The following is a 26,099-nucleotide window of genomic DNA, read 5'->3' as shown; positions in this document are numbered from 1 at the left end:
CTCAATCTACTCAAACGATGCCTTATAACAAGTCTTCCATATGTGTAATTTGTTCGATTTCAAGCATCAACTGTTCAGCAGATTCTTGAATTACGTCTATACAAAGGTCGATATGTTTTTTCTCTGACTCGTCTAGCGAATACTCATAGGCTGCGGCTTTTGCTGCTTGAATCGAGTCTATGACTGATTGGGTCATTTTTGTCATAGTTAACTGCAAACGAGGCAAAGAAATTTCGAAAGTTAAAGCAAAGTCCGCCAACATATAGGCGGTGATGGGATTGCTAAAATTACCTTCTGTAGCAGGTTCGTATTCACCAATCGACATTGCATAGTGACGTGAAATACTGTTGGAACGATCTTCTTTTAGTTCTCTTCCTGCTTGACGGTTTGCTTCTCGAATGATCGCTTCAATATTCACTAAGTCATAAAATGGCGTAACGGTTAAGCCGTTTTTACCTACAAAGTAACTGATGTTCTTACCATGAGCATCATAGTTTCTGACGAGCAAATTAAAGGTCATCCACTGGATGAGTTTTAGGTGGTACGAAGGTTGATTCGTTGTTTTAATCTGAAACAGTTGACGGAAAGAGACGCCATCACGCATGAATTTACCATCACCTTCATCGCCAAATTGACGCTCATATTTGTAAGAGGGTGGCAAATTGCTGGCTTGGCATCCATCAATCACATGACGTCTCAAAACCCGATGATTTTCAGGAGAATAATGGCGATCAAACCGATCAATAATAAATGTCCGTGTCGCTCCAAACTGAGCTAGAGAAACATGGGGAGTCTCAATACCACTCAATTGAGCTAGGCGCATGGTGAAGAATTCGTTAATGGCAATAAAAGGGGCTTTACCCGTTTCAAATTTAAATATTTTATTTGAACACAGTTCACCCTCACCAAAGCCAAATTGGTCTTCAATGCAAAGCAAGTTGAGTTTATCTTGTACTCCCGCAACAGAAAGTCGAGTTTGTCCGTCCCAATAGGTAATGGAATCACCTGTATGAGTTAGGCTTGCGAGCTTTTCACCCAATTCATCATTGGAAATTGTTCTAAAAGAGGTTTGTTTCGAGTGTTCACTGGTTGATAGAAACGATAGTGCCCCAGATGTTTCTTCACCAATGATTCTGATGAGTCCAAACGTGTTGTTCTTTGAAACGGTTGTATTCGTTGTGATGTCTTCAAGCCCTTTACCTTCAGGCAGCAAATTTTGCAGATAATTTCTTACTGCACGCGCGCTAGGTTTGGCATCAAAAGGAATATAAGGTGAAATCGGAAAGCCCGTTTTAATCCAAGAAGGTTCATATTCCCACTGAATGTCTGACTCATCGCCGGTTGATATCGCGATAGTTGCTATTTTTTGTTTTCCACCCATATAAACATCAAGTGTCATTCGCTTAGAACCACTCATCATTATTCTCATCTCCAGCAACGCTTGACGCATCATCGGTAATCAGTTGGAACGATATTCCGAGGTATTCCATCACCTTCAGTATGTTGATGAAATTGACTTTTGGATCACCTTTTTCAATCTTCACAACGGTTTGTTTAGAGAGAGAAAGTGCGTCAGCCACATCGACAATTCTTAGTTTCAATTGAGTTCGTTTTGCCGTGATGCACTGTGCTAACAGTTCTGGGCTAAATGAACTATTGAGATCTGGCAGAGATGTCGCTTTGATCTGTTTTCCCTTTCTAAACGATGTTTCACTCATAAAAGTCTACTCTAATGATATTTTAAACTCTGTGTGTAAAGATAAACGACAAAATACCATTTTAATGTACTTTTATAGAAAAATACGTCACACAACTACAAAAGTGAATTTTAATGGTATTTTAGACTTGTAAGTCAAGATAACTCATTAAAGTTCATTTTAATAGACTTTTAAAATAATGGCGGTTGATTTTTACTCGAACTGTACCTTCCTTCTTTGAGGGAACTCCGTGACGGTGCTCTGTTCGAAATTAGACAAAAATGCAGTGCACATAATGAGTTAAATTGGTTGCACATGATTTAAATAATCCCCGTATAATCCCACTATTGCCAACAGAGAAAAACGGAATCAGATGCAGCAGTTAGGGATATACGAACAACTGATCACTCAGTTGATAAACAGCCAGTTAGACCGAGACCATTTCTATGTTGGGGAGCGAGAACTCACCAGTGCAGAAGCCACGGTTTGGCTATCCCGATTTCTGACGCATATTCTCGAATTCGCCATCGGTGCGGTTCCTTCTGGTGAAGACCAACTGCAAAAGCAGATCGAGCTTTCTAACCAACTGATTCTATGGTTTAAAGACCAAGTTGCAGATGATGGTTTCTTTGAAGACAACCTCATCCATAGCCAAGGAAAAATCCTCACGGCATTGTATGACTTGGACAATCCCGTTGCGGCTGAGCTGCAAAAGTACGTTGAAGAGATCACGCCATTAACGGGGTTAACTCAAAGCGAACTGTTTAGTGGTAGTAACGCTGGGTTATCTTTGGAATCGGAGCTGAAACGAGAAATTCGCTCCGCCGATAAAATCTATTGGTTGGTCTCTTTTATCAAATGGGCGGGCATTCGGATTTTTCGTAAAGAGCTGGAAGAATTTACCCACAGCGGTAAACAGCTCAAAGTGATCACCACTTCGTATATGGGCGCAACGGATGCCAAAGCGGTCGAATACTTGGCAAGTTTACCCAATACCGAAGTGAAGCTGAGTTACAACAGCGACCGTGAGCGTCTGCACGCCAAGAGCTATTTATTCTTACGTGATACAGGCTTTCATACCGGTTATATCGGTTCTTCTAACTTGTCCCGCTCTGCGCTTACCAATGGTTTAGAGTGGAACTTAAAAATCACCGCGCAAGAAATTCCCCATATCATTCAAAAATCATTGAGCACCTTTGAAACCTATTGGGCTTCTAATGAATTTGAGACCTTCAATGGTGATGCCAGCAGTTGCGTCAAACTCAAGCAAGCATTAAAGCAGCAACGAGGCGAGGGCGGTGATGAGCCAACGCACTTCTTTGATATCAAGCCTTTTGCGCACCAAAGCGACATTCTCGAACAGCTAAGTGTTGAGCGCGAAATACATCAGCGTTTTCGCAACCTTGTTGTCGCAGCAACAGGCACAGGGAAAACTTTAATCTCGGCATTCGATTTTGCGCGATTCGCGAAGCAAAAGCCCAATGCCACCTTCTTGTTTGTTGCCCATCGTGAAGAGATTTTAAAACAAGCCCGCGCCGCTTATCGTGGCGTGTTACGCAATGGCAGTTTTGGTGAACTTTGGGTCGGTAGTCATACACCGGATCACTATCGTCAGCTGTTTGTCTCCATTCAAACGTTAAACAATCAGTTGGAACAGCTAAGACTCACAGCTGACTTTTACGATTACATCGTGATAGATGAAGTGCACCACATTGCCGCGAGTAGTTATCGCAGCGTATTAAATCACTTCACGCCGCAGATTTTACTTGGGCTAACGGCAACCCCAGAGCGTCATGATGGTGGCGATATTTTGCAAGATTTTGGTGGCGTGATTGCCGCTGAAATTCGCTTACCTGAAGCGATTAACCGCAGGCATCTGTGTCCATTTCAATATTTCGGCATCGATGATGATACCGATTTGCGCACTATTTCTTGGTCGCGTGGGCGTTATGAAATTGCTGAACTGACCAATCTTTATACCCATAACCACAACCGCCTAAATAAGATTATGCAAAGCATGCAGGAGCTCATTACTGATCTCAGCTGCATGAAAGCCTTGGCGTTTTGTGTGAGCCAAGAGCACGCTGAGTTTATGGCGCAGCAATTTATCCTCAAGGGAATTAAAGCGGATGTGCTGACCAGTAAAAACAGTCAAGAGCGGCAACAAAAGCAGCAAGCGATTCGCTCCGGCATGATTAACGTATTGTGTGTGGTCGATATTTTCAACGAAGGGGTCGATATCCCCGAAGTGGATACCTTGCTCTTTTTGCGCCCAACCGAAAGTTTGACGATTTTCCTCCAGCAACTTGGGCGTGGTTTGCGTTTATCCGATGAGAAAGAGTGCTGTACCGTACTCGACTTTGTTGGTAACTCTCGTCCCGAATACGATTTTGCCAATAAATTCCACGCCTTGATTGGCAAGAGTAATCGCGCGATTGGCGATGAAATCAAACAGGGCTTTCCTCATGCGCCTTTGGGTTGTCGAATCGAGTTAACCAAACAGACCCAAGAGATGGTGCTGCGCAATATTCAGCAGGCAATTTTAACCGCTAAGCGTTTGCAAACCATGATTCGCCAGTTCTCCATGAACTCCGATTTGCCGCTTACCTTGGGCAACTTCTTAAGATTGAACCCACAGGTCGATATTCACGATCTCTACAAACGAGATGCTTGGACCAACTTGGTCAATAAAGCGTTTGATAACGATGTCACCGCATTACCCAAACACATTGTTAATGGCATCAAGACTCGCGTGCTGACCTGTGATGATCGTGAGTATCTGCTCTCAATGCGTCATTTGTGTTTGAACGAATTTGAGCTGGCGGATGGTGACGCTCATTATGCTTTGATGTGCCATTACGACTTTTGGCAACAACCCGGTTCTAAAGTTGGATTTGCAACGCTGAAAGAAAGCCTGCAAGCATTAAAAGCGTTCGACTTTAAACAAGAGTTAGTGGATGTGCTGAACCAACAATTAGCCCAAACCAAGCATGAACAACCCGCTATGCCAACGCTAGTGGATGTACCACTTAAACTCCACGCACGTTATGCCCGAGAGCAGATTTTAGTGGGATTTGGTGCCACAACGTTTGATTATCAGCCGCCAGCACGAGAGGGGATTTTTGTTCTCAAAGACCGCAATATCGAACTGATGTTTGTCACCCTTGATAAGAACGAAAAGCAGTTTTCACCGACCACTATGTACCACGATTACGCGATTAACGAACAGTTGTTCCACTGGCAATCACAAAACAGTTCACGCCCCGATCGCGGCCGAGGCAAAGAGTACATCGAACACCAGAGCATCGGTAAGCGCCTATTTCTTTTCGTACGAGAGCAAAGTAAAGACGAATACGGCAGAACTATGGGCTTTGTGAACTTTGGGGAAGTCAGCTACGTCTCCCACACCGGATCGCAGCCTATGAATATCACATGGGAACTACACACCCCAATGCCAAACTTTATGTGGCAGCAGGCTGCTAAGTTGGCAATGGGGTAGTGGACTTAAGCGGTCCACTACTATCATCGCAGAGAGCATAAGTGTGCGGTCATTAAAGGGTTAACTTACTTTTTGACATAACTGTTTTCGTAGCTTTACTAAGTTAGCAACCCACAAATTACTTTAGGTATGGCAAGGCACTTGATGTTTTTTTCAGCATTAATGGTGCAGATCAACCTCTCCAATTCACTCAATTAATACAAAGGCTCTTTGAAATCCTACCTAAGTGAATATTTAAAATGAAACTAGTTCGATATAGTTCATCATATTCTTTTGATACTCTAATAGAGTGCTAAGTAAACAGTTCGTTAAGGTGATGAAATGTCGGTAAGTTTGGTAAAAGAACAAATTTTAGATTTCCTAAAAAGTGAAGAGCCTCAAGTATTAGCTATCCAAGGACGATGGGGTATTGGTAAGACTCATATATGGAAAAATAGTATAGAAGAGAACAAAACGATAGTACCTCAAAATAAGTATTCGTACGTCAGTCTATTTGGCGTCAAATCTGTCGATGACATAAAACGAACTGTGTTCGAAAACTCAATTGATCCTAAAGTTTTGGGTGAAAAAACCGACTTAGAGTCCATCAAAAAAAACTACAAAGCACTTGGTAAACAATACGGACGAAAATCATCAAATATTGTGAAAGACTTGTCTGGTGCAGGGGCTAATTTCGTACTGAAAGGTTTAGGTTCATCTGTTGACAAAATTTTCGACTCCGTGGCATCTGCTTTACTTACTGAGACTCTAATTTGTTTTGATGACATCGAGCGCCATAGCAAGTCATTATCTCTCCGCGATTTCTTAGGCTTAGTCTCATTCCTCAAAGAACAGAAAAAATGCAAGATCGTAATTCTACTGAATGAAGACTCACATGATCTAGAAGAGTACCAACAGTACAAAGAGAAAATTGTCGATAAGCAACTACACTATGAACCGAGCACAAAATACTGTTTTGATATTTCTACGAAACTTTGCGCAAAAGCTAATGATGAGCACCTCGAACAAATAAAAGCTGTTTGTGACCGATTAGATATTCGGAACATTAGAGTGCTAAAAAAAATAAGAATGCACATCGATACTGCTTTGTCTGTTACTACTGACTACGACAAACACATTAAAGAAGAAATAATTCAATCCATTATTATTCTATGTTGGTGCCACTATTGCCACAGCTCTGATAAATATAAAATACCCAGTTTAAATTTTGTGAAGAAACTTAATGAAACGTATGTAAATGATGATGTATTGGCCATTGCTGCAATGATTGAAGAAGAAAAAGAAAGTCAAAAAACTCGTTCTACAATTTGGAAAGATAAGCTCAATAGCCTAAATTACCCTAGCTTTGATCCAATTGTTAAGGTTCTATTGGATAGCATTGAAAAGGGTTATATCGACAAAGAGAGCTTGGTAGCAATTTGTGATGCTAAGCAGAATGAAATCAATATAATAAATCAAGCAACTGGCCTCGATGCTGCTTGGGAACTTTACCATGGCTCATTCTTAGATAACGCTAATGAAGTAGTAGATGCTTTTGTTAAAGGTATGACAGAAGCAGTAGAAACTGCAACTTTGTCTCAATACAGCCAAGCGATTTCGTTGCTTAGGAAGCTCAAGCAAGATGAGAAAGTGACTGAAATGATCAATCTCTACATAACTAGAAATGAAAAGAATCGCGAGCGCTTCAATGTAGAAAATACTGATTTAAACTTTTTTGGCATCAATGACAAAGAATATGTTGATGCTCTCAAAAAAGCGTTTGAACAAGGTGAAAAACAGGAGACACCAGAACAAATCCTCATTCGCCTAAGTGATAAACGGTCATATGATCGAAAAGATGTAGTTCAGCTAGCAAAACTATCTTCTGATGAACTAAAAAAACTATTCCTTTCTTTTAATGGAAAAGAATTAACCAAAAATATTAGAGCCTGTTTAATGCTTGCAGGTAGCAATGAAGATTTAATGAAGAATACTAAACAAGCATTACTAGAAATTGGCGATTTAAGCGACCTAAACAAAGCAAGGTTAAGCAAATTTAATCTATAAAACTGATATTAATATCAGGCTGATTTTTCAGCCTGATAATTTACTGTATGGAAAGTTTCGAGCGCTATAGGTATTTTGTTGATATAAGGAAATATTAGATCAAATTCCAAATCATATTCTTTGGCGAATTAGCTGTCGAAACACACTAAGGGCAGAAACGATTTAGAGATGTACCCGTCTTTAATTTACAAATATCATCACTCCCCCAAATACCCAACCAACCGATAATCCACTAGTTCTTTCACCAATTGACTCAATAACTCCACATGCTGTTCTTTCACCGCAAAGTTTGCTTGGTAGCGTTCATCCACTTGCGTAAACCAAGCGATGTTGGTTTTCTTGTCGGCTTGCATGGAAAAATGCACTGGGTTTTTCTCCCAATATTTTTGCCATTTAACGCCCGTGGTATCGGCAATGGCGACTTGTGCCTCTTTGCCTGTAAAGTCTTTTTGCTTAATGCTTGGATAACCATCGATGATCTTTCTGCTGCGTTGACAGAGTGCATCCACGGTGGGTGGATTAAGGAAACCATCTAAGCTGAGAAACGCTTCCAGCAAAATAGCTTTGAAGGATTTGGTTAAGCTGGTAGTTTGCACAGCGTAGAACAGAAAATCTCGGTGTTCAGTCACGACTTCTTGGAGTAAAGCATCGTCACTCATTTCGGCGACCAATTCACACCAACTGCCGTGCTGTTTATTGACCTTAGCAAAGCGGTCTTCTTTGTTGGCGATATAGAACTCCGATGCGCTCGGGCGGTGGCCTAAATAGGCGGCGAGAGCGGCAAAATCTTCTTTAGCGCTTGTACGTAATTGTCTTGCTAAGCGTTGCCAAAAGTCCACGGCTTGTGGGTCGATATTGATATAGGTGCCTTCGCCTAATTCTGGAGCAGGGCGGTCAATCTGTTCGCCACCTTTGGCATTTTTAATATCAATGCCAAGCCAGCTTTGTTTGCTGAAAAAGCTATTGTGGTTACCGATAAAGTCGACCACCACGAGATGCGTTTTATCTTGATGGCGGCGTAAACCACGGCCAAGTTGTTGCAAGAACACAATATTGGATTCGGTGGGGCGCAGCATCATAACGGTATCAATAGAAGGTAAGTCCGTTCCTTCATTAAATAGGTCGACGGAGAAAATAACGTCGATGTCGCCATTATCGAGCTGAGTTAATGCTTCATTACGGAGAACTTTTGAGCCGCTGTAGACCGCAATCGCCTTTTTGTTTTGCTGAGCAAAATGCGTGTTGAAATAGTCTGCCATGTAGTCAGCGTGACGTTTCGACATACAAAACGCCAAGGTGCGTTGCTGCTGGTGAATTTGCCAATGCTTGAAGATATGCGCCGCTCTTTTTTGCGTAGCGAATTGGTTCTCTAAGGCTTCAGGATCAAACTTGCCGTTACGCCACGGGATGGCTTGGTAATCGACACTTTCATCCCAAATCCCGTAGTAGTGAAATGGCACCAGAATCTTCTCGTCGATGCCATGCACCAAGTTACGCTCAAAGACCAAGTTGTTATGACACAGCGCCAAGATGTTGGCTTGGTCGGTTCGCTCTGGTGTTGCGGTTAACCCCAATAAGAATTTTGGTTCAAAGTAGTTCAACACGTTTTGATAGGTCGATGCGCTGGCATGATGAAATTCATCGATCACCACATAATCAAAATGATCTGGCGCGAACTGACTCAGATGCGACTCTTTGCCGATGGTTTGCACTGAAGCAAATAGCAGATCTTTCTCCGCCTCTTTTGCTTTGCCGTGATAGTAACCCGATGATTTATCGGGATGTACTTTGGCAAAGGTGCTTAATGCTTGGGAAAGAATTTCTTCGCGATGAGCAATAAACAACAAACGTTTTGCTTTCATCTGCTGAGCATCAAAGGCAGCGAGAAAGGTTTTGCCCATGCCTGTGCCCATCACGACTAAGCCACGCTCATAACCGTTTAAACGCGTAGTATTCAGAGCTGTGAGCGCTTCTTCTTGGGCTAGGTTAGGCCAGTATTCTGTGATTTCTTCTTCAGTTACAGCGAGAGTGATGTCTTTAAGCGCAGGTTGTTGGCGACGAGGAATGTAGGCATCAATCCACTCATCACTCAAAGTATTAGCATTAGGATGCTCAAAAATCGCATTAAACTTCTGACGAATATTAAAAAATTGCTGCTGAGTATGGCTATCACTATTGGCCTTATAATCGTAACGCAGTGTCCATTCATGGGCATTGGTCAGCGCTGGCCGACTGATGTTATTTGAACCAATAAAAGCCGAGCCTTCAGTGACAATGCCTTGCTCATTAGTGCGCACAAACAGATACGATTTCATGTGAAAGCTTTGCTTATCTGTCTCAAACACTTTGATTTGAACATCATCGCCTTCAAGAGCGAGCAAACCACGTAGAGCAACAGGTTCGGTAATGCCGAGATAATCAGACGTAAGAATACGCAGTTTCAACGAATGATGACGCTTGTTCTCTAGCACATCCAGTAATGCTTGTTTGATTAGCTCAAAGCCCGATTGACGAATAAACGACACGGCAATTTCGATTTCGCTTGCGTGATTGATGGCGTGCAAAAGCTGAGTTAATAACGGATCGTTATCACCCGTAGTGAGAATGTCGTGGTCGAGAGTAAGTAGTGACGTTGGCATAGGATTACTTCACCAAGATGGCATTCAGCCATTTTTCATCAGCTCTGCCAGCTCTGAGATCATGGGTGACCCAAAGCTCTTTCACCTCTAATCCCAATCCGCTGATTACTTGTTTTAATGAGGATTCGGTGAGGTTGGTAAACTGGCGGCCACCACGTTCCACTTCACCGTCGCCATATTTAAATGAGCAATAGAGAATGCCATTAGGCTTAAGCCAAGTAGCTAAATGAGCGAAGGTTTTTTCTAAGTCATGTTGCGGAACATGCAAAAGGGTGGCACAGGCCCAAATACCATGTTGGCTTTCTGGCGGTAACTGAAAATCAAGAAAAGTACTGTGCGAGATAGCATGACCCGTGTGTTCACTGGCGAGTTTAGCCATCTCTTTTGATGCATCAAATGAGGTGACGTTGTAGCCTTGGCTTAGAAAATAACCGGTATCTCGCCCCGAACCACACCCTGCATCCACCACGTGCGCATGCTTAGGTAAATGGGCTTCAAACGCTTGATATAACGAAGACATATCCACAGCAACAGTGTTGTCGAAAAACTCTTGGGCGTTTTGGTTGTAGTAGTTCGGGTTCATACTCAAATTCACACATATCTGGTACGGCTAAAGATACAGGAAATAACTTCATAAATTAATAGGTATTACGCTAAAAATTATAAGCATGTTGCTTTTAAAACAGCCTAGGAATAAAGGACTTGACGTTTCTTTACAATGGTGAGATATGGATCAACTTTCATAGCAATATCGGTTTGGTTTTCCAAGATTTGTCGCTTTAATGCGGATATAGACCTCTATTTCCGACAATGCTATGGCTGAACTCATTCCCTCTTTAAATTCTTGCCTATCCAAAATGGAAGCAGGAGAGAAGCGTCTAGCAAGGCGTTTGGAGTCATTGCTTGAAGATGACTATCTATGTTGGTTCGATATTCCAGTTGGCAGACAACGCCGCTACCCTGATTTTATTATTCTTCACCCCCAACGTGGTTTGCTATTTCTTGAAGTGAAAGATTGGAAAATTGATAACATATTTTCCTTTAACTCGAAATACGTAGAATTGCTCACCAGTGATGGAATTAAAACCTTATCGAATCCACTCGAGCAGGTTAGGCAGTGTGCTTATACGGTAATAAATAAGCTGGTTAAAGATCCGCAATTGCTTTCCAATAAGGCCAATTATGAGGGCAAACTTTGCTTCCCTTATGGATATGGAGTGGTGTTTCCTTTTATTACGCGTAAACAATTAGATGACGCAATTCCTCTTGATGCTCAAGAAAGTGTACTGCAGAGTCACTTAGTTATTTGTCGTGATGAAATGACAGAAACCATGGATGCAGAAGCTTTTCAATCAAGGCTATGGGGGATGTTTAACTATCAATTCGATTATGTTTTGACCCTGCCACAGATAGATAGAATTCGTTGGCATTTATATCCGGAAATACGCATTGCTCATCAGCAAGGCTTTCTCTTTGAGGAAGAGGAAACTGAGAGTAGTGATATCACAGTATCCGAGGCCATTCCGGATATTGTGAAAATTATGGATATTCAACAGGAGCAACTGGCTCGCAGTTTGGGGGAGGGGCATCGGGTCATTCACGGTGTCGCGGGTTCAGGTAAAACACTTATTCTTGGATATCGATGTCTTCATTTGTCTGAAATGCTGAATAAACCTATTTTGGTCTTGTGCTATAACATCACACTCGCTGCTAAATTACGAACATTCATCAGTGAGAAAGGCATTGGTAATAAAGTTCAGGTTTATCATTTTCACGATTGGTGTGGGCAGCAACTTAAAACCTACAACGTTGATAGATTGAAAGATGATAAGAAGCAAGTGTTTGAATTAAATGTTGAATCTGTAATTCATGGTGTAAATAAAGGGCTAATTCCTGCTGGACAATACGGCGCTGTTTTAATTGATGAAGGCCATGACTTTGAGGCCGAATGGTTAACGCTTGTCACTAAAATGGTCGACCCAACGACCAATTCTTTATTACTTCTATACGATGATGCCCAGTCAATTTATAAGAAGAAAAACGCACTTAATTTCTCTTTAGCAAGTGCAGGAATACAGGCTCAAGGCCGTACAACGATATTGCGTTTGAACTATCGAAACACGCGAGAAATATTGGAATTCTCCTATAAATTTGCTCAGTCCTATTTTGATGGTTTTAAGCATGAAAATATTCCCCTCATCAAACCGGAAGGTGCTGGTAATTCAGGTGATGAGCCTGTGTTGAAACGATTCGAAAGTCTCCACGATGAAGTGAACTTCATCTTACGTTGTATATTGCATTGGCAGAACAACGGTCGCTCTCTACATGATATTGCCATACTCTATCCGACTCATGAGTCAGGCAAAGTAATGGCGAGTGTTCTTAAACAACATGGAGTCGCTCATCAATGGCTAGCGACTCCTGAGTTTAAGAAAAAATATGATCCTAGTTCGGCTCAAGTTAGCCTTATTCCTGTTCGTAGTAGTAAAGGATTGGAATTTGATACTGTTGTTATGATGGACAGTAGTTATTTGCCAAAAGATAAGGATGAGGAAGTTAATACCGCACGTATCCTTTATGTTGGATTTACGAGAGCAACTCATCACTTGCTGTCGACTTATCATCGGCAGAATATTTTGAGTGAAAAATTGGAAGAGGCTTTAGGGTAAATTTCTCTATTTGTAAGGTAAATAGGTAGCGGCGTTTTATAAGCTTACAATATCCCATTCTCACGATTCGCTTTTATTCTGTTCTTCCCTTAATACGCAACCTGATAGTTCAGGCGCGGTTGGTTAAAACAGAAGGAAAGTGAATGCAACATTGTCAAAGTACTGTCTATTTTGGTGATCGCTACTGCGCAGATTGTGGCGAGCAACTTGAGTTTGTCCCTAAGTGTGTTGGGGTCGATGAGGTTGATCCTAATATCTTAAAAGAAGTGAAGGCTTATTATCCTAATGCTCGTGCGGTAACCGGTCAGGTGCTGGATTCGCGTTACTATAAACGCCGTTCGCGTGGTTCTAACCATGATGTGGAATACGCTTTTTGGTGGATTAAGTTACGCACTAGCGATGAACAAATCGTAGAAACGTCGATTTCTGCAGAGTCGCAATACACTCAATCGATTGGCCGTGGGGATATTCTCACGCTCTATTATCCAACTGAGATGACTTTGTATCATAAAGTGCAGGGCAAAGAAGCGAAGCGCTTTGTGAAAGATAACGCCGCGGTGCCTTGTGTTGTGGTGCATAAAGAAGAAGGGCAGACTTATACCGTAGAAAACATTTATCCAAGGCCACAAAAGAAAACAGCTTGGCTTTGGTTGGTGCTTGGTGCTTTAGTCGCTTTTTACCTGTTTAACTATCAGCGTATGCCAACGAACACGATTTTCGCTATCAGTGCCGTGGCCGCTGTGGCAATGCTGCTGTTAGAGATGAGCCGCAATAAAACCAAGTTTGCAAAGGCGATCAAGAAACATGACGCGTTGAATATGTCGTTCCAGCAGCTGTTGGGGATTCATCGCTATCAACTTGGCTATACCAATATTGCTCGGGTACCACAAAAATCGGACGTTATCTGCATCTCTTGTAATACCCGTTTACCGGATGACGCTCATTTCTGTTTTCACTGTGGAGCGAGCCAAATGATCGTCGAAGCGCCTTTGCTTTCTCATCAAAATCAAGCGCAAGGAAGCGGTGAAAATGAACTTATGGTGAGTGAAACACCAGAGGTGAATGCGCGCTTTTCGGTCTCTGAAGTGTACGCTCACCTTTCAGAACAATATTTGTTTCAAACTGATAGTAAATACTTACATCGTCATGTGCTAACCGCCGATCGCGAGGCGAAAGTGACCAACGAATTTATGCTCGGCAAAGTGATTGCGACGGATGTGAAAAACTCGGTCAGTGATATCACCACGGTAACGACTACCACGACCGAGACTCAGCATTATCGCGGTGGCTATTATTCACATTCGACCCATCAAACCAAAGAGAGTCGCTTTCGTTCTCGTAGCTCAGATTTACGCGGCAAGATAAAACTAGAGTTGGTGAATGGCGACACTTACACCTTGAGTGTTCAAGAGCAAATCTTAGGTGATATCGATGTGGGGGATTGGATTGCAGCGGCCGACAGTGATATTCGATTTGCTGAAGAGAACCATTACTCCTTTGAGTATTTCTATAACATCACCAAAGACAAAGTGTTCCATTTTAATGGGTTAGAAACCTACTCAGATAACCGTGGTAGTGCTGCTTGGTGGGGATGGAATGCACTGTTTGTTATCGCTGCTATCGGATGCGGTATGGCTGGCCTTTCACCTATATCGATGCTCGCTGCTGGTGCTTGTGTGTTGTTTAACGCTTTTGTGTGGATTAAAGCGCCACTCAACGGCATGCGAAATAGCCGCCAACGCCGAAACATCATGAAGCCGTTACAAGGACGAATCGCTCAGTTCGAAGCTTCACTAGAGAACTTGCGCAGTAAGCTTGAGGTGCTGGGGTGAGGTAAAAGCGCAGCACGGCTTTCATTATTTCTATCGGACATCCCTCTTTGATGTACAAAGGGGGATGTTTTTAAGTTAACTTGTTATTAGATGCTGTTACTCAGCCTCTTTATTTACAAGCCCCGACTTCTTTACCATTTTCAGCGAGTGGCTGAAAATGGCCTCTGAGACGTGTTTTGGAAAATCTACTGGGAGATTGTGTTTTACTCGCTCAACCGCTTTAGGAAACTCAGTCGCAAATTCTTCAAGAATCTCAGTCATCTTCTGTTTACTAAAACCACACTCTTCTGCGGTGGCAAGAAAGTGTCGAGGTTGGATCTTATCTAAACGGTATTTTTTCCCTTTTGATGCTTTTAATCCCATGGCGAGTTTTAACGAGCGAATGTTTAATCCTTTACCACCCAGCACTGTATAGGCTGAGATAATGTCGTAAAAAGGAGTGAGGTGGTAGCCACCTTGAGGCTCAATAAATATTGAAAAGTTTTTGGCATGACCATCGGTTGCACCAATAATCCATTGGAATACTTGAAAGCGCATAAACGCTTCTCGGTCTGCTAGCGCCTTCGATGATCCCATCAGTAAGTTCATGATATCTTTTATCGAGGGTCCGCCATCGGCTTCATATTTTATCGATGACGATAACCCAGATGCTTGGCACATATCTTCTTGAGGAATTCGTAATAGCCACGTTTTATCATTAGACCAGCGGCGATCAAATCGCTTGATTGCGATGGCTTTTACCTCATCACAGTGGATGATTTCTGCATCTGGAACGTCAAATCCCATTTCTCTTGCCAGTTGTAGGCATAAATACTCGTTCTCGACACTATCGCTCATATCCAACGTTGCACTTGGCTGTTTGATTTCACCGATAGGCAATTTGACGATGTGAGACGTTGGGGTGGAGCCTTGAGGGATGCACCATTGTCCATCCATTTTTAACAGTGCTGTTTTTTCTTGAGCGCCGGCAACTGAAATGCGGAAATCGTCTTCATCTTCCAGCATGCCTAGGGGAATGCTGGACTGATAAGAAATAAGGACGCGTTGTAATTTCTCTTTACTTAGCAGCTCAAAATCAAGCCGTTGAACATTAGGCTGGCTATCTGGTGTCATCAGCGATATTGCGCCGACACTGTCTTTACCAACGGCACAGAGTAGGTCAAATGCTTGGCGTGAAGGTGTTTGATATCGAGTTACGATACGATCACGAATCTCAGTTCTATCCGGCAATAAGTTATCAAAATAATTGATGACCTTATCTGAGGTATGCTTTGAATAACTTAACGGCAGAGACAAGGAAAGTGGACGCCCCATGGGCGAATCTACCCACGCTTTATCGTATTGAAACTGATGTGCTCCGTTGGGTAATTTGATTAACTCGCCAACCAGTAATCCATTCATGTAGGCATTGAGAGAAGCCATTACCACACCTCACCAGAAGGATCTTTGATGACGTAAGCTTGCTCTTTTTCACTGACAGTGAGTTGCAGTTCCAATGCCTGAATGATTTTGAAGACCGTTTTTAACTGCGTGGTGTCTGGGTGATTTTCAAAATTGGATAAGGTGGACTGCTTTATTCCCACTTTTTCAGCAAGCTCAGATTGGCTCAGAGAATGTTTAGTGCGAATAAGCTTTAATTGATTGGCCAATTGTTGCGGGCTATAAATCATGAAACGGTCCTTACCAAATTCCAAGTTGCATAAAATATATATCCCCTAATGGGGATAAGCAAGGTTTTATCCCTTAGTGGGGATAATAAGTAATTTATACCCTATAGGGGATAAATTGAGCTGCAAGAGTAAATACTGTTGCACTGTTAATAGATTCCTATTCAGTAGGTTAGGTAATACCAGTCATTATGGTGGGGGAGCCTGAGTTGGGTTTTTCCAACTAAATGAACCTTCGGTTTGAACACCGTGGGCTAAAGAGTAAGATAGCGTCTTTGCTTTTTTATATTGGAAATGGACCATTCCATGTCAAACCCCAAGATTACGATTAAGGATGTGGCGAAATATGTGGGGGTATCCGTTACGACGGTGTCCCATGTATTGAGTAATAAAGGAAAGATCTCTGCAGAGACAGCCCAAAAAGTGCTGCAAGCAGTAGAAGCGTTAGGTTACACCCGTAATCAAACGGCAGCCAATTTGAGAAATCAATACAGTCGCACTATTGGCTTGATCGTTAACGGCATTGATAGCCATATGCCCAATCAGTTAATCGCTGGAATCAGTAACACGTTGGAAGAGCGTGGCTACATGCTGTTTCTCACTCAGTGCCAGTATCAAGATTCTCTCTTTCACTTAAAGCTTAAGACGCTGCAAGAAAAAGGCGTCGATGGCATTTTGTTTGCGAGTGTGAATAACACCTTAAACCTTTATCAACTTGATTTAGAGAATTCGGTGCCGATGGTGTGCATTGCCGATCATGATATTGCTGAAACGATAGACAGTGTTGCGATAAACAATAGCCAAGCCAGTTTTTGTGCCACCGAGCATTTAATCCAACAAGGTCACCGCCGAATTGCTTATGTTGGTGGAGTAAAGGGAACCGCTTGTCGGAATGAGCGTATTGCTGGGTATGAATTGGCGTTGAAATCCAATGGCCTGAGTAAATCCATTTTGGTCGTTGAGGATAACAACCAACATCTTGAGCAAACTCTGCATTCGCTGTTTAGTCAGCATGCTCAAGTCTCAGCAGTGGTTTGCCACGATGCTGACGTCGCATTAGCTGTGATGAACTTAATGAATCGACTTGGTAAAAATATAGGACAAAGCCACGTCTTAGATGACCACGTGGCTTTGATCAGTATTGGTGAATATGGTGCATCTTCATTTAGCGATTTAGGCATTATGACTGTTCAAACCGATTTGTATTCGGTGGGGCAGTCAGCTGCGTTACGCATGTTGGCTAAGATAGAACGGCCACATTCACCGATTGAAAAAATGCTGATTAATTCAACCCTTATTTAATCACTTAGGCTGGGGCTGCATTTTTTGCTCAATGATGTTGGAAATGAATTGAGCCCTAGCACCAAGCACGACTTGAATGCCGACGTCACCGACATAAACAACGCCTTGAGCGCCGAGTTGGCTTAGCTGCTCTTTGCTTACTTCGTTTTTATCATTCACTTCAAGTCGTAAACGGGTGATACAAGCAGTTGAGCTGTGTATATTGGTTAACCCACCAATCGCTTCAATAACGTTATTGGCTAACGCTTGATCGTCTAGGTTATCGACTGAGTTAGTGCTTTCGGTTCTGCCTGGTGTTTTGACATCAAATTTACGGATGACCACTCTAAACACAAAGTAATAGATCAACCCCATTGGGATGCCGATGATGATCGCGTTAATCCAATGTGTCTGAAAGCCATTAAACGACGGCATGATCCCAAAAGAAATATAGTCAATCAGTCCGGCTGAGAATGATTTAGCAATGTGTGCCCCCATGAGGTACATCGTCATGTAGGACAAGCCTGCCATAATCGCATTGAAAACGTATAGCACAGGCGCAACGAAGATAAACGTGAACTCAACGGGTTCGGTAATGCCGGTTATGAAGCAGGTTAATGCGGCTGAAAATAGAATACCCGCAGCAATCTTTTTATTGCGAGTGTGGGCTTCATGATACATAGCAAGGCAAGCAGCAGGTAATGCAAACAGCATTAATGGGAATTCGCCTTGCATGAACTTACCCGCATCGTTGTAGGTGTTGGTGGAGAACGATTTCACCCCATCAGAAAGCATTTTGAACCAAATAGTCTGATCGCCAGTGGTCACTGTGCCATTTGGACCGATGTATTCCCCAAAAGAGAACCAGAATGACGGATACCATACATGGTGTAAGCCGAGTGGAATCAGCGCTCGTTCGACAAAGCCAAAAATGAAGGTTGAGAGAGCCTGATTATCGCCATTAACGATTTGTGATAACGCATCGATGCCATTTTGGACGTAAACCCAAACATAGGGCAGTATCAATCCCAAAACGAAAGAAAAGGCTGCTGTCGAGATAGCAACAAATCGTTTTCCTGCAAAGAACCCTAAAAATTCGGGAAGCTTCATATCATGAAATTTCTGGTAGCAAACTGCTGCGAGAATCCCTGAAATGAGGCCACCAAATACCCCCATCTGGAGGGTTGGTATCCCAAGTACCATGGCGTATTTTCCGCCGCTTGATGCCATTTCTGGAGTAATGTGCAGGAGCGAACTGATGGTTGAGTTGATGATTAGAATCGATACCGCTGCCGAAAGGGCTGCGATACCTGACTCACCCGCCAGACCAACGGCAGAGCCGATAGCAAACAGAAGCGGCAAGTTATCAAAAATAACGCCACCTGCTTGCATCATTAAATCAATACCAAACTTGTCTCCCAAAGCGAGCAACAGCCCAGCAGCAGGGAGAAGAGAAATAGGAAGCATCAAAGCTCGACCTATTAATGACAGTTTGGATACCGAGGTGGAAAGTGTTTTAACTAAATTGGCCATATTAATCCTTTAATTGAAGCACGATGAACACTGTGTTTGGTATAAGACCTAGTTTATACCTTCATAACAAGGAGTTAACCGGAGGAAAAACGTTTTACTTCGCAGGATTATTGAGGAATGTGGTGCTTTTTTATGTTCATCGAGGTTAAAAGTTCACTTAAATGAACTTTTAACTGGGTAAGTGGATGTTGAAATCTAAAAGTCCATTTTATTGTTCTTTTAGAACTTTATCCTCTAGTGGGGATAACGATTCAATTATCCCCACTAGAGGATAAGACCAACGTGGTCGGCTTACGGTCACGTTGGTTTTAACGCTGTTGTCTATTTTTTAGGCGCAGAAAAGTGCGGAATTTTACATTTTTATGCGCATAAAAGTGTGAATGGGCGTAGGGCAGAGTGCTCTAACTGCCTATTTTGCTCTTACTGTCTTTCGTCTTTTGGGGAGTCCATCACCACGGTGGTATTGAGTTCGCGCACTTGTTTTGATTCGCCAAGCACATCGGCATGAATGCGTTGAAAGTGTTTTAAATCGCGGGCTTCAATGCGCAGTAGGTATTCGTAAATACCGGTAATGTTGTGACATTCCACAATTTCAGGTACAGCCATAATGTGTTGCTGAAAGGCGAGCTGCGATTGCCTGCTGTGGTTATTGAGTCCAACAGAGACATAAGCGACCACGCCGATATTAAGCTGATCGCGATCGAGTATGGCGCGATAACCTTTGATCACCCCTGTGCGTTCAAGATCTTGTACACGGCGCAGTGTCGCGGAAGGAGAAAGCCCTACGCGTTCTGCTAGCTCAACATTCGATAATCTGCCGTCCTTGCGCAGCTCATGCAAGATTCTTTCGTTAAATTTATCCATGGGCAATATTGTTGTTTAATTAAGGCTAATGAACACAATATAAGCACAAAATTGCGCTGCATTCTACGTATCCTTTTGCTCATCAAATGATGTTACTTAAGGACAAAAAATGAATGATCAGCTGTTGGCATTAGTTCTGTTTGCTTTTGTTTCTACCTTTACCCCTGGCCCTAACAACATGATGTTAATGACTTCTGGGGCGAACATTGGATTTGCCCGCAGTATTCCGCATATTCTGGGAGTGGCTCTGGGGTTTGGCTTAATGGTGTTTTTGGTGGGGGTTGGCATGTCGGGCGTGTTTACTCGTTTTCCTATCGCGCACCAAGTATTGCAGGTATTAAGCGTTCTTTTCTTGCTCTATTTGGCAATTAAAATCGCGCGCAGTAAACCTAAATTGGAAACGCAAGCTTATCGCCCGATGACATTTTTCTCCGCAATGCTGTTTCAATGGGTGAATCCAAAGGGCTGGTCGATGGCGCTTTCAGCAGTCAGTTTATATAACCCTACGGCAACTTTATGGGGATTGGGTGTGATTACAGTGACTTTTGTGTTGATCAACATTCCTTGCTGTTCCAGTTGGGTTTATGCAGGAAAGAAAATCAGTCAGTTTCTTAAACACGATCATCATGTGCGTTGGTTTAACTGGTCAATGGCTAGCTTACTGGTGGCTTCAACCCTGCCAATGTTGGGTTAAATGGCATTCGCGATCACACTTCTGCTGAGATTTTAGGCGTGTTTCCCTTTTTTGTGTGGCGCGATGAGTACAATGAGACCTTTGTTGCTTATTCAAAGGTCTCTTCATGTTTGGACTTAAAGCCATTATTTTGCATGACTCGTATTACCGTGGCATTCGCACTCGGATTGATTGTTATGATCAAACCAATAACACCGGAGATAACGGGGCAGGCAAGACCTCCGCGTTAACGCTTATTCCTATTTTCTACGGGCAAGAGCCGCAAAAGTTGGTCGATAGAAGTGCGGATAAGGTGTCGTTTGTGGATTTCTATCTGCCACGCGATCAGAGCATGGTGGTGTTTGAGTACGAGCGTAAAAGTGGCCCTTGCTGCGTGGTGATGTACCGTAAAAACAGCAACACTTTTGCTTATCGATTTATTGCAGGCTCGGCGGATGCGGCTTTGTTTAGCCCAGCGATGCAGCGCCATTTTGATGAGGGTGTTGAAGCGCGCATTTTGCTCCGTCAGCATGTTACTCAATACGGTTTTGAGGTGTCGAACCAATACGACACTACGCGCGAATATCGCGCTGTATTGCAAAATGATCATCGCCGTTTAGGGCGTGGCAGTAGTGGCGTCAAAGCCCTTGCCGATGCGGGGCGTTACTGTCTGGGTGATGCTACAACCCATATGCAGCACATGGAGGCATTAACCTCGGTGGTACTCAAACATGATCGCTTGCTAGAGCAATTTAAGATCATGTTGGTCGATAGCTTTCTTGAAGATCAGCTATCGATTCCTGAATTACCTTATAGCCCGAAAAACCAAGGCTTAATTCGTGACTTAGAAGCGCTGGATTCGTTTCGTTCCCGAGAAAACGTGTTACGTAAGTTGGTGGGTGAATACGATTCCTTAAAAGAGGATTGGCAATTTTTGCTCTCTGCTTTCCCTGAATTGCAAACCTGGCAAAGCCAGTTAGTAAAACAAAAAGCGGAATTGGAAGAGCAAGTTAACCAAATTGGTCAGCAGTTAAAACAGCTTGAAGAGCATTACCAGCAGCAACGCCACGCGTTACGCAGTGAAAAAAGTGATACCGAGGGCAGTTTAGAAAGCACGGTAAAAGCGCTTAATTTACTGTATGAACAGCGCGATAGCTGGGAACAAGAAGAGATTCAACAAAAACAAAATGACATTGAGGCATTGCCGCAGTTTGAACAAAGCCTGCGTGATGCCAAGCAGCATTACGATACCCTGTTAAAACACGTTTCTGCGGAAGAAACCAAGATGCTGCGCGCCAAAGAGTCGTTGCAGCAGAGCCACCAAAAACAGCATGCCGAATTGGATCAGAAGCTGAAATCCAAGCTGCAACAGCAAAGTGAGTTGGTTAAACGCCATCATCAACAGATAAGCGACTATCTTAACGAGCGGCAAAAAGGTCGCAATGCGCTCCTTGAACAGCACAACGAATCGTTATTAGAACTCAATAACTTGGTGAGCGAAAAGCAGAGCCAGTATCAAGTGGCGAGTTATTTCACCGAGCCAGAACAGCAAGCCATTTCGGCTTTAGAGCAAGATCGTAAATCTGCTCAACAGGCATTAAATGAGGCGCAAGCCGCATGGCAGCAAGCGTTACTTGCCGAAAGCAATGCCAAAAACGAGCGCGACGAACAGCTTGATCTGCTTAGGCAACAAAACCATGAACTGGACAAATTACGTGAGCAGCAAACCGCGCTCTCGCGCCAGCTTTTTCCAGCTGATAACTCCCTGCATGCCTTTTTGAAAAACGCTGATCGCCCTTGGCAACAGCACATTGCTAAGGTGCTCGATCCGCAGTTATTCAGCCGCAAAGATTTGCAGCCTACGTGGGGCGAAGAAAGCGCAACGGTCTTTGGTTTGGTGTTGGATGTGTCTGTATTAGGTGAGGCGAGCATCACCACCAATGAGGCCATACTGCAAGAGCAACTGCAGGACGTTGAGGGTAAGATTCAGCTCAAACAAGAGATGATTCAACGCGTTGATAAAGCACTGCGTGAAGCGAAAAAGCATCTCGAAACCTTGATGGTGACGCGAACCACCGCCGAACGGCAGCAAAAGAAACAGCAAGAGCGTTTGCAGCAAATTGAATTGCGCACCGAAGAAGCCAAAGAGAGTGCTAAGTTAGCAGCACAAGCACGCATCGAACAGGCAAAACGGGTATTAGAGCAAGTGCAAGCTCAGCTCAAACAGTATCAGCAGACGACAAAACAAGAGCGCCAAGAGTGGGATGCCAACACGCAAGCGCAAAAGCTGCAAATAGAGAGTGACCAAAGTGCTGATGCCGCCGATCTCGATGAGCAGCTCAAACATATCCAACAGCAAATCACTCATGCAGCGTTGCAATTTGAACAGCGCATCGCCGACCTTGAAGCTGCGTTTCAGCGTGCTTGCGCCCAAAAGGGCATTGATGAAAAGGTATTAATGGTTGCCAAACAAGCGCTTGAAGAGGCGCAGCAGCGAGTTGATACGGTGGCGCAATACCGTGAGCGGGTCAATCAGTATCAAGCCTGGTTGATAACCGAGTGGTCGGGGCTGACGAGCAAACAGCAAGCAGAGCAAGCGTTGCAACAAACGCTGTTTACTATCGAGCAGCAATTGGTGCGTCATCAAACTGAGTATGACAATCAGACCAAGCAGTGGCGCGCGGATCAGCAAACCCATTTAACGACCTTGAGAGGGATCAATGACGAACTCAAGCGCATTGAACATATTGCATCGGATATCCACGCATTAGAGCAAGAGTTACCGACAGATTTCGTTAGCCAACCTGTGGTAATGCCAACCCATCGCCAGCATGTGCAAGACCAGTGTGAAACGCTGCTCAAACGTAGTGAATCCGGTCGGATGAATCTGCGTAAGCAAGTTCTTGAAATTACTACAGAGTTGCAAAGCTTACCTCCGGCTACTCAGATGGGCGAATTTTGGCGCAACATCAGTGATACGCGACGTCAAAGCTCGCATCATGTGTCATCAAGCACGACTTATCAGTTGGAGGTGATTGATGATATTAGCCAACTGATTAATGAATTTATTCCGCAAGCAGAGCGGTCGATTATCAGCAATATCGCCTCGTCTGGTAACCTGATTGCTGAATATCACGACACGTTAGAGCATCTCAACCGCAAAGTGAATCAAGTCTCGAGCATGCTTAAAGAGAAGGTCTACACCCAACACACGTTCCCAGCGATCAGCGATATTGAAGTGCAGCTGCGCTCGAAAGTGGCGGAGTTTGAAATGTGGCCGCTGCTCAAATCGTTTAAACAAGTGTGGGATAACTGGGTAGAGCAAGGACAGCAATCGTTGCCTAATTCGATGTTTATTCAGGCGCTCACAGAGCTGTCGGAAACCATGAAACGCTCACATATCAACAGTAACCTCTATTCGCTGGTGGATTTGACCATCTCAATGCGGGAAAACGGTCGTCCGGTGCATATTCGCACCGATGCGGATTTGAAAGGGGCGAGCAGTACCGGTATCTCGTTGCTGGCGGTGATTGTGGTGTTCTGCGGCATGACGCGCTTTTTGTGTCCTGACGAACGAGTGCGCATTCACTGGCCGTTGGACGAAATTGGCCGCTTATCGGGTGCGAATATTGGGCGTTTGTTTGAGTTAATGCAGCAACACAACATTGCGCTATTTTGTGCTCAGCCCGACCCAACGCCAACACTCAGTCGCTATTTTGTGGTGAAAAATGAGTTGGATAAAAAACGCGGCGTGAGTCGTTATCGTCCCGCGTTAGCGGCGGTTGGGCATAATCCACTGTTAGAGGAAGGAGAAGATCATGAGTGATCGTTTTACGGAAACCATTGAACGGCTCCTGCAAGGTGAGGTGATTTGCCATTACAGCCAGCCGGGGTTGACCCAATATTTGGCGCAGCCTCTGCATTTTGATGAGGTGAGCCAGTTCTTACGGCGCATCGGTCGCGTGGTGTTAGTCACCAATGATGAGCTGGGGTATTACTGCGGCTATCTGCAACCGGAAGAGCACAAAGCGAGTATTCGCCGCCAGTTTGAATTGGTGAGCGATAAACTCGATGGTTTGGTCAGTTGGTTGCGTTTAGCGCGCATGGCGCAAAATCTCGATCGCCCAATTGTTGCGGGCGATATTGTGAAAGAGGGTGAATTGCTGGCGGAAATGGAATCTTCACCCGTGTTGCAAACGCAATTAGACGATGTGGCGCACAAGCTCAATGTGGGGCGTAAAGAGAGCACTCTGAAAGTGAAATTGAGCAAGGTATTCGATTATTTGAAAGATAACGGATATCTGATCGCGATTTCGGGCACAGGTTCGGTGTATCAAGCTACGGCGAAATGGTCGCTGCTCTACGAACAGATGGATTTTGTGCTGCGTTTTTCGGGGATTGAAGAACCGACTGAAGAGACGCACATTCAAGGAGAGATGTTCTAATGAGCCGAAAGCAATCGCTAATCAGTGCCTTTGGAGCCTTGCAGCGGCATGGCGAGATCATTGCTGATGCGGCGTTTGAAAACAGTGGCGCTTTGCCCGTTGACGAAGATGGTTTGAAAGTCGCGGAGCTGTTGGTCAAGCATCGTTTGGCTTTTCGTACCGAAGGATTTGGCACTCAGCTTAACAGTGCGGTGATGCGGTTATCTCACCATGTAACGAAAAACTATCGCTTAAAACTTTCGAGTGGTGCGGTGGCCGACTTACTTGATGGATTGCGCGAAGCGTGTGAAGGGTATCGCATTGCTTGTCAGCATCATGAATCGGTCGATCAGCAGACCTACGAAGCGGCGATTTATGAGCAAGTGTTTGAACTCTCTGATTTGCTGTTGGAGCTGGTGCAGCAGTTTTCTTACCGAGTGCACAATGAGTTCAGTGGTATCACCAGTTTAACGCTGAAAATTCGTGAAAATGAACGTTCTCTCAATGAAATAAAGCGGCTTAATGATCTGTTTGCTGATTTCAATATCAATGAGTTAAGTGAAATGGCGGGCAGTGATTTGCTGCTTAACCGCTTGTTGCTCAAACAGTTGAAACAGACCATGGATGTGTGCCGCAAAGAGCTGGTGGCGACATCGGCGTTGCTGCGAGATGTTCTAGCAAAATTGCAGCGCGATTTGGCTAGCGCCAAACTCAATCGCTTGGTCGATACTTTGTATGCCCATTATCAGCGTGTTCCGACCTTTAAGCCTGATTTGTCGTTGGCCGACGATATGCCCAGTGCGCTAACGCGAGTTGAGCCACTGCGGTTTGAGGCGGCTGCGGATTTACACTCTGAACAGTACGCCTCGTTTTTAGATACGCTCGCGCAAGAGGCGTGTGCTAAACGCAGTTCTTCTAATGATGGAGCCGGGAAAAACACCGCGGTGATTCCCGTTACTGCTAACGAGCAGAGCTGGGAAGATGAGCCTGTTGACCCGGTTTATCAAGCGGTGGAGTGTTTCTTTGATGCGTTAACGCAAACGCGTGGCCCTTATGATATGACGGGCTCGCACGCTTATGAGGTGTTGGCTCCCGATGTGGAATTTGATATTTGGCTGATGGCGTTAGTCAGCCATTTTAAAGCGCAAGGAAGTGCACTCTCTAAGCAATTGAATTTTGAGCGAATTGAACGAGAGCTACCGGGATACTCGGGTAACCACTGGATTGATGATGTGCGTTTTTCGCGGCGCTCATCTTTTGAGTAAAACGAGCTGA

General features: G+C 43.9%; 17 protein-coding genes. 9 read left to right on the top strand and 8 right to left on the bottom strand.

The window, feature by feature from the left end; genetic code table 11:
- Positions 1–22: 22 nt before the first annotated feature.
- Positions 23–1,453 (bottom strand): HipA domain-containing protein, encoded by a 1,431-nt coding sequence (locus OCV11_RS12755; protein WP_261893273.1) that lies wholly within the window; start codon positions 1,451–1,453, stop codon positions 23–25.
- Positions 1,404–1,718: a helix-turn-helix domain-containing protein gene (locus tag OCV11_RS12750; protein ID WP_261893272.1), complete on the bottom strand. Its 315-nt coding sequence runs from the start codon at positions 1,716–1,718 to the stop codon at positions 1,404–1,406. The genes OCV11_RS12755 and OCV11_RS12750 overlap by 50 nt, the downstream gene beginning before the upstream one ends.
- A 352-nt stretch (positions 1,719–2,070) precedes the next feature.
- On the opposite strand from OCV11_RS12750, the gene OCV11_RS12745 reads away from it, so the two are divergent.
- Together OCV11_RS12745 and OCV11_RS12740 are read left to right on the top strand one after the other, a co-directional pair.
- Positions 2,071–5,196 carry a DUF3427 domain-containing protein gene (locus tag OCV11_RS12745; RefSeq protein ID WP_261893271.1) on the top strand — a complete coding sequence of 1,042 codons (3,126 nt, stop codon included), beginning with the start codon at positions 2,071–2,073 and terminating at the stop codon, positions 5,194–5,196.
- A gap of 321 nt (positions 5,197–5,517) precedes the next feature.
- The gene (locus OCV11_RS12740; RefSeq protein ID WP_261893270.1) at positions 5,518–7,242 is read left to right on the top strand and encodes a KAP family NTPase; all 1,725 of its coding nucleotides are present in this window, start codon (positions 5,518–5,520) and stop codon (positions 7,240–7,242) included.
- A gap of 197 nt (positions 7,243–7,439) precedes the next feature.
- On the opposite strand, the gene OCV11_RS12735 is transcribed toward OCV11_RS12740, so the two are convergent.
- Both OCV11_RS12735 and OCV11_RS12730 read right to left on the bottom strand, forming a co-directional pair.
- Positions 7,440–9,881 (bottom strand): DEAD/DEAH box helicase family protein, encoded by a 2,442-nt coding sequence (locus tag OCV11_RS12735; protein ID WP_261893269.1) that lies wholly within the window; start codon positions 9,879–9,881, stop codon positions 7,440–7,442.
- Between the two features lie 4 nt (positions 9,882–9,885).
- Positions 9,886–10,464, bottom strand: a complete 579-nt coding sequence (locus tag OCV11_RS12730; RefSeq protein ID WP_261893268.1) for a class I SAM-dependent methyltransferase — start codon at positions 10,462–10,464, stop codon at positions 9,886–9,888.
- A gap of 232 nt (positions 10,465–10,696) precedes the next feature.
- On the opposite strand from OCV11_RS12730, the gene OCV11_RS12725 reads away from it, so the two are divergent.
- Positions 10,697–12,550 carry a 3'-5' exonuclease gene (locus tag OCV11_RS12725; RefSeq protein WP_261893267.1) on the top strand — a complete coding sequence of 618 codons (1,854 nt, stop codon included), beginning with the start codon at positions 10,697–10,699 and terminating at the stop codon, positions 12,548–12,550.
- A 143-nt stretch (positions 12,551–12,693) separates the two neighbouring features.
- Positions 12,694–14,382 (top strand): zinc ribbon domain-containing protein, encoded by a 1,689-nt coding sequence (locus tag OCV11_RS12720; RefSeq protein ID WP_261893266.1) that lies wholly within the window; start codon positions 12,694–12,696, stop codon positions 14,380–14,382.
- 96 nt (positions 14,383–14,478) lie between these two features.
- On the opposite strand, the gene OCV11_RS12715 is transcribed toward OCV11_RS12720, so the two are convergent.
- Positions 14,479–15,804, bottom strand: a complete 1,326-nt coding sequence (locus tag OCV11_RS12715) for a type II toxin-antitoxin system HipA family toxin (protein WP_261893265.1) — start codon at positions 15,802–15,804, stop codon at positions 14,479–14,481.
- A complete protein-coding gene (hipB, locus tag OCV11_RS12710; protein WP_261893263.1) occupies positions 15,804–16,052 on the bottom strand; it encodes a type II toxin-antitoxin system antitoxin HipB in 249 nt (82 codons plus the stop codon). Before hipB ends, OCV11_RS12715 begins: the two co-directional genes overlap by 1 nt.
- A gap of 303 nt (positions 16,053–16,355) precedes the next feature.
- Between hipB and OCV11_RS12705 the strand changes: the two genes are divergently transcribed.
- Positions 16,356–17,351, top strand: a complete 996-nt coding sequence (locus OCV11_RS12705) for a LacI family DNA-binding transcriptional regulator (RefSeq protein WP_261893262.1) — start codon at positions 16,356–16,358, stop codon at positions 17,349–17,351.
- Here OCV11_RS12705 and OCV11_RS12700 read toward each other — a convergent pair whose 3' ends face one another.
- Together OCV11_RS12700 and OCV11_RS12695 are read right to left on the bottom strand one after the other, a co-directional pair.
- Complete coding sequence (locus OCV11_RS12700) at positions 17,352–18,863, bottom strand: PTS transporter subunit EIIC (RefSeq protein ID WP_261893260.1); 1,512 nt, start codon at positions 18,861–18,863, stop codon at positions 17,352–17,354. It lies immediately after the preceding gene.
- 420 nt (positions 18,864–19,283) lie between these two features.
- Entirely contained in the window at positions 19,284–19,727 is a 444-nt protein-coding gene (locus tag OCV11_RS12695) for an Lrp/AsnC family transcriptional regulator (protein ID WP_261893258.1), read from the bottom strand.
- Positions 19,728–19,836: 109 nt separating this feature from the next.
- Between OCV11_RS12695 and OCV11_RS12690 the strand changes: the two genes are divergently transcribed.
- From OCV11_RS12690 to OCV11_RS12675, 4 genes are all read left to right on the top strand, one after another.
- Positions 19,837–20,421 carry a LysE family translocator gene (locus OCV11_RS12690; protein ID WP_261893257.1) on the top strand — a complete coding sequence of 195 codons (585 nt, stop codon included), beginning with the start codon at positions 19,837–19,839 and terminating at the stop codon, positions 20,419–20,421.
- A gap of 106 nt (positions 20,422–20,527) precedes the next feature.
- Positions 20,528–24,226, top strand: a complete 3,699-nt coding sequence (locus tag OCV11_RS12685; RefSeq protein WP_261893255.1) for an ATP-binding protein — start codon at positions 20,528–20,530, stop codon at positions 24,224–24,226.
- The gene (locus tag OCV11_RS12680; protein WP_261893254.1) at positions 24,219–24,845 is read left to right on the top strand and encodes a condensin complex protein MksE; all 627 of its coding nucleotides are present in this window, start codon (positions 24,219–24,221) and stop codon (positions 24,843–24,845) included. Before OCV11_RS12685 ends, OCV11_RS12680 begins: the two co-directional genes overlap by 8 nt.
- Positions 24,845–26,089, top strand: coding sequence for a hypothetical protein (locus tag OCV11_RS12675; protein ID WP_261893253.1), 1,245 nt, complete (start codon positions 24,845–24,847; stop codon positions 26,087–26,089). The genes OCV11_RS12680 and OCV11_RS12675 overlap by 1 nt, the downstream gene beginning before the upstream one ends.
- Positions 26,090–26,099 lie beyond the last annotated feature (10 nt).

Source organism: Vibrio porteresiae DSM 19223 (genome assembly GCF_024347055.1).
GTDB lineage: Bacteria > Pseudomonadota > Gammaproteobacteria > Enterobacterales > Vibrionaceae > Vibrio > Vibrio porteresiae.
This window is presented reverse-complemented; position numbering and strand designations above follow the sequence as displayed.

Bases quoted from the DNA above. Each gene is read 5' to 3' on its own strand.
- OCV11_RS12720 (WP_261893266.1), top strand. From the start codon at position 12,694: ATGCAACATTGTCAAAGTACTGTCTATTTTGGTGATCGCTACTGCGCA.
- OCV11_RS12675 (WP_261893253.1), top strand. From the start codon at position 24,845: ATGAGCCGAAAGCAATCGCTAATCAGTGCCTTTGGAGCCTTGCAGCGG.
- OCV11_RS12690 (WP_261893257.1), top strand. From the start codon at position 19,837: ATGAATGATCAGCTGTTGGCATTAGTTCTGTTTGCTTTTGTTTCTACC.
- hipB (WP_261893263.1), bottom strand. From the start codon at position 16,052: ATGATTTATAGCCCGCAACAATTGGCCAATCAATTAAAGCTTATTCGC.
- OCV11_RS12730 (WP_261893268.1), bottom strand. From the start codon at position 10,464: ATGAACCCGAACTACTACAACCAAAACGCCCAAGAGTTTTTCGACAAC.
- OCV11_RS12725 (WP_261893267.1), top strand. From the start codon at position 10,697: ATGGCTGAACTCATTCCCTCTTTAAATTCTTGCCTATCCAAAATGGAA.
- OCV11_RS12755 (WP_261893273.1), bottom strand. From the start codon at position 1,453: ATGATGCGTCAAGCGTTGCTGGAGATGAGAATAATGATGAGTGGTTCT.
- OCV11_RS12745 (WP_261893271.1), top strand. From the start codon at position 2,071: ATGCAGCAGTTAGGGATATACGAACAACTGATCACTCAGTTGATAAAC.
- OCV11_RS12750 (WP_261893272.1), bottom strand. From the start codon at position 1,718: ATGAGTGAAACATCGTTTAGAAAGGGAAAACAGATCAAAGCGACATCT.
- OCV11_RS12735 (WP_261893269.1), bottom strand. From the start codon at position 9,881: ATGCCAACGTCACTACTTACTCTCGACCACGACATTCTCACTACGGGT.
- OCV11_RS12740 (WP_261893270.1), top strand. From the start codon at position 5,518: ATGTCGGTAAGTTTGGTAAAAGAACAAATTTTAGATTTCCTAAAAAGT.
- OCV11_RS12705 (WP_261893262.1), top strand. From the start codon at position 16,356: ATGTCAAACCCCAAGATTACGATTAAGGATGTGGCGAAATATGTGGGG.
- OCV11_RS12700 (WP_261893260.1), bottom strand. From the start codon at position 18,863: ATGGCCAATTTAGTTAAAACACTTTCCACCTCGGTATCCAAACTGTCA.
- OCV11_RS12680 (WP_261893254.1), top strand. From the start codon at position 24,219: ATGAGTGATCGTTTTACGGAAACCATTGAACGGCTCCTGCAAGGTGAG.
- OCV11_RS12685 (WP_261893255.1), top strand. From the start codon at position 20,528: ATGTTTGGACTTAAAGCCATTATTTTGCATGACTCGTATTACCGTGGC.
- OCV11_RS12695 (WP_261893258.1), bottom strand. From the start codon at position 19,727: ATGGATAAATTTAACGAAAGAATCTTGCATGAGCTGCGCAAGGACGGC.
- OCV11_RS12715 (WP_261893265.1), bottom strand. From the start codon at position 15,804: ATGGCTTCTCTCAATGCCTACATGAATGGATTACTGGTTGGCGAGTTA.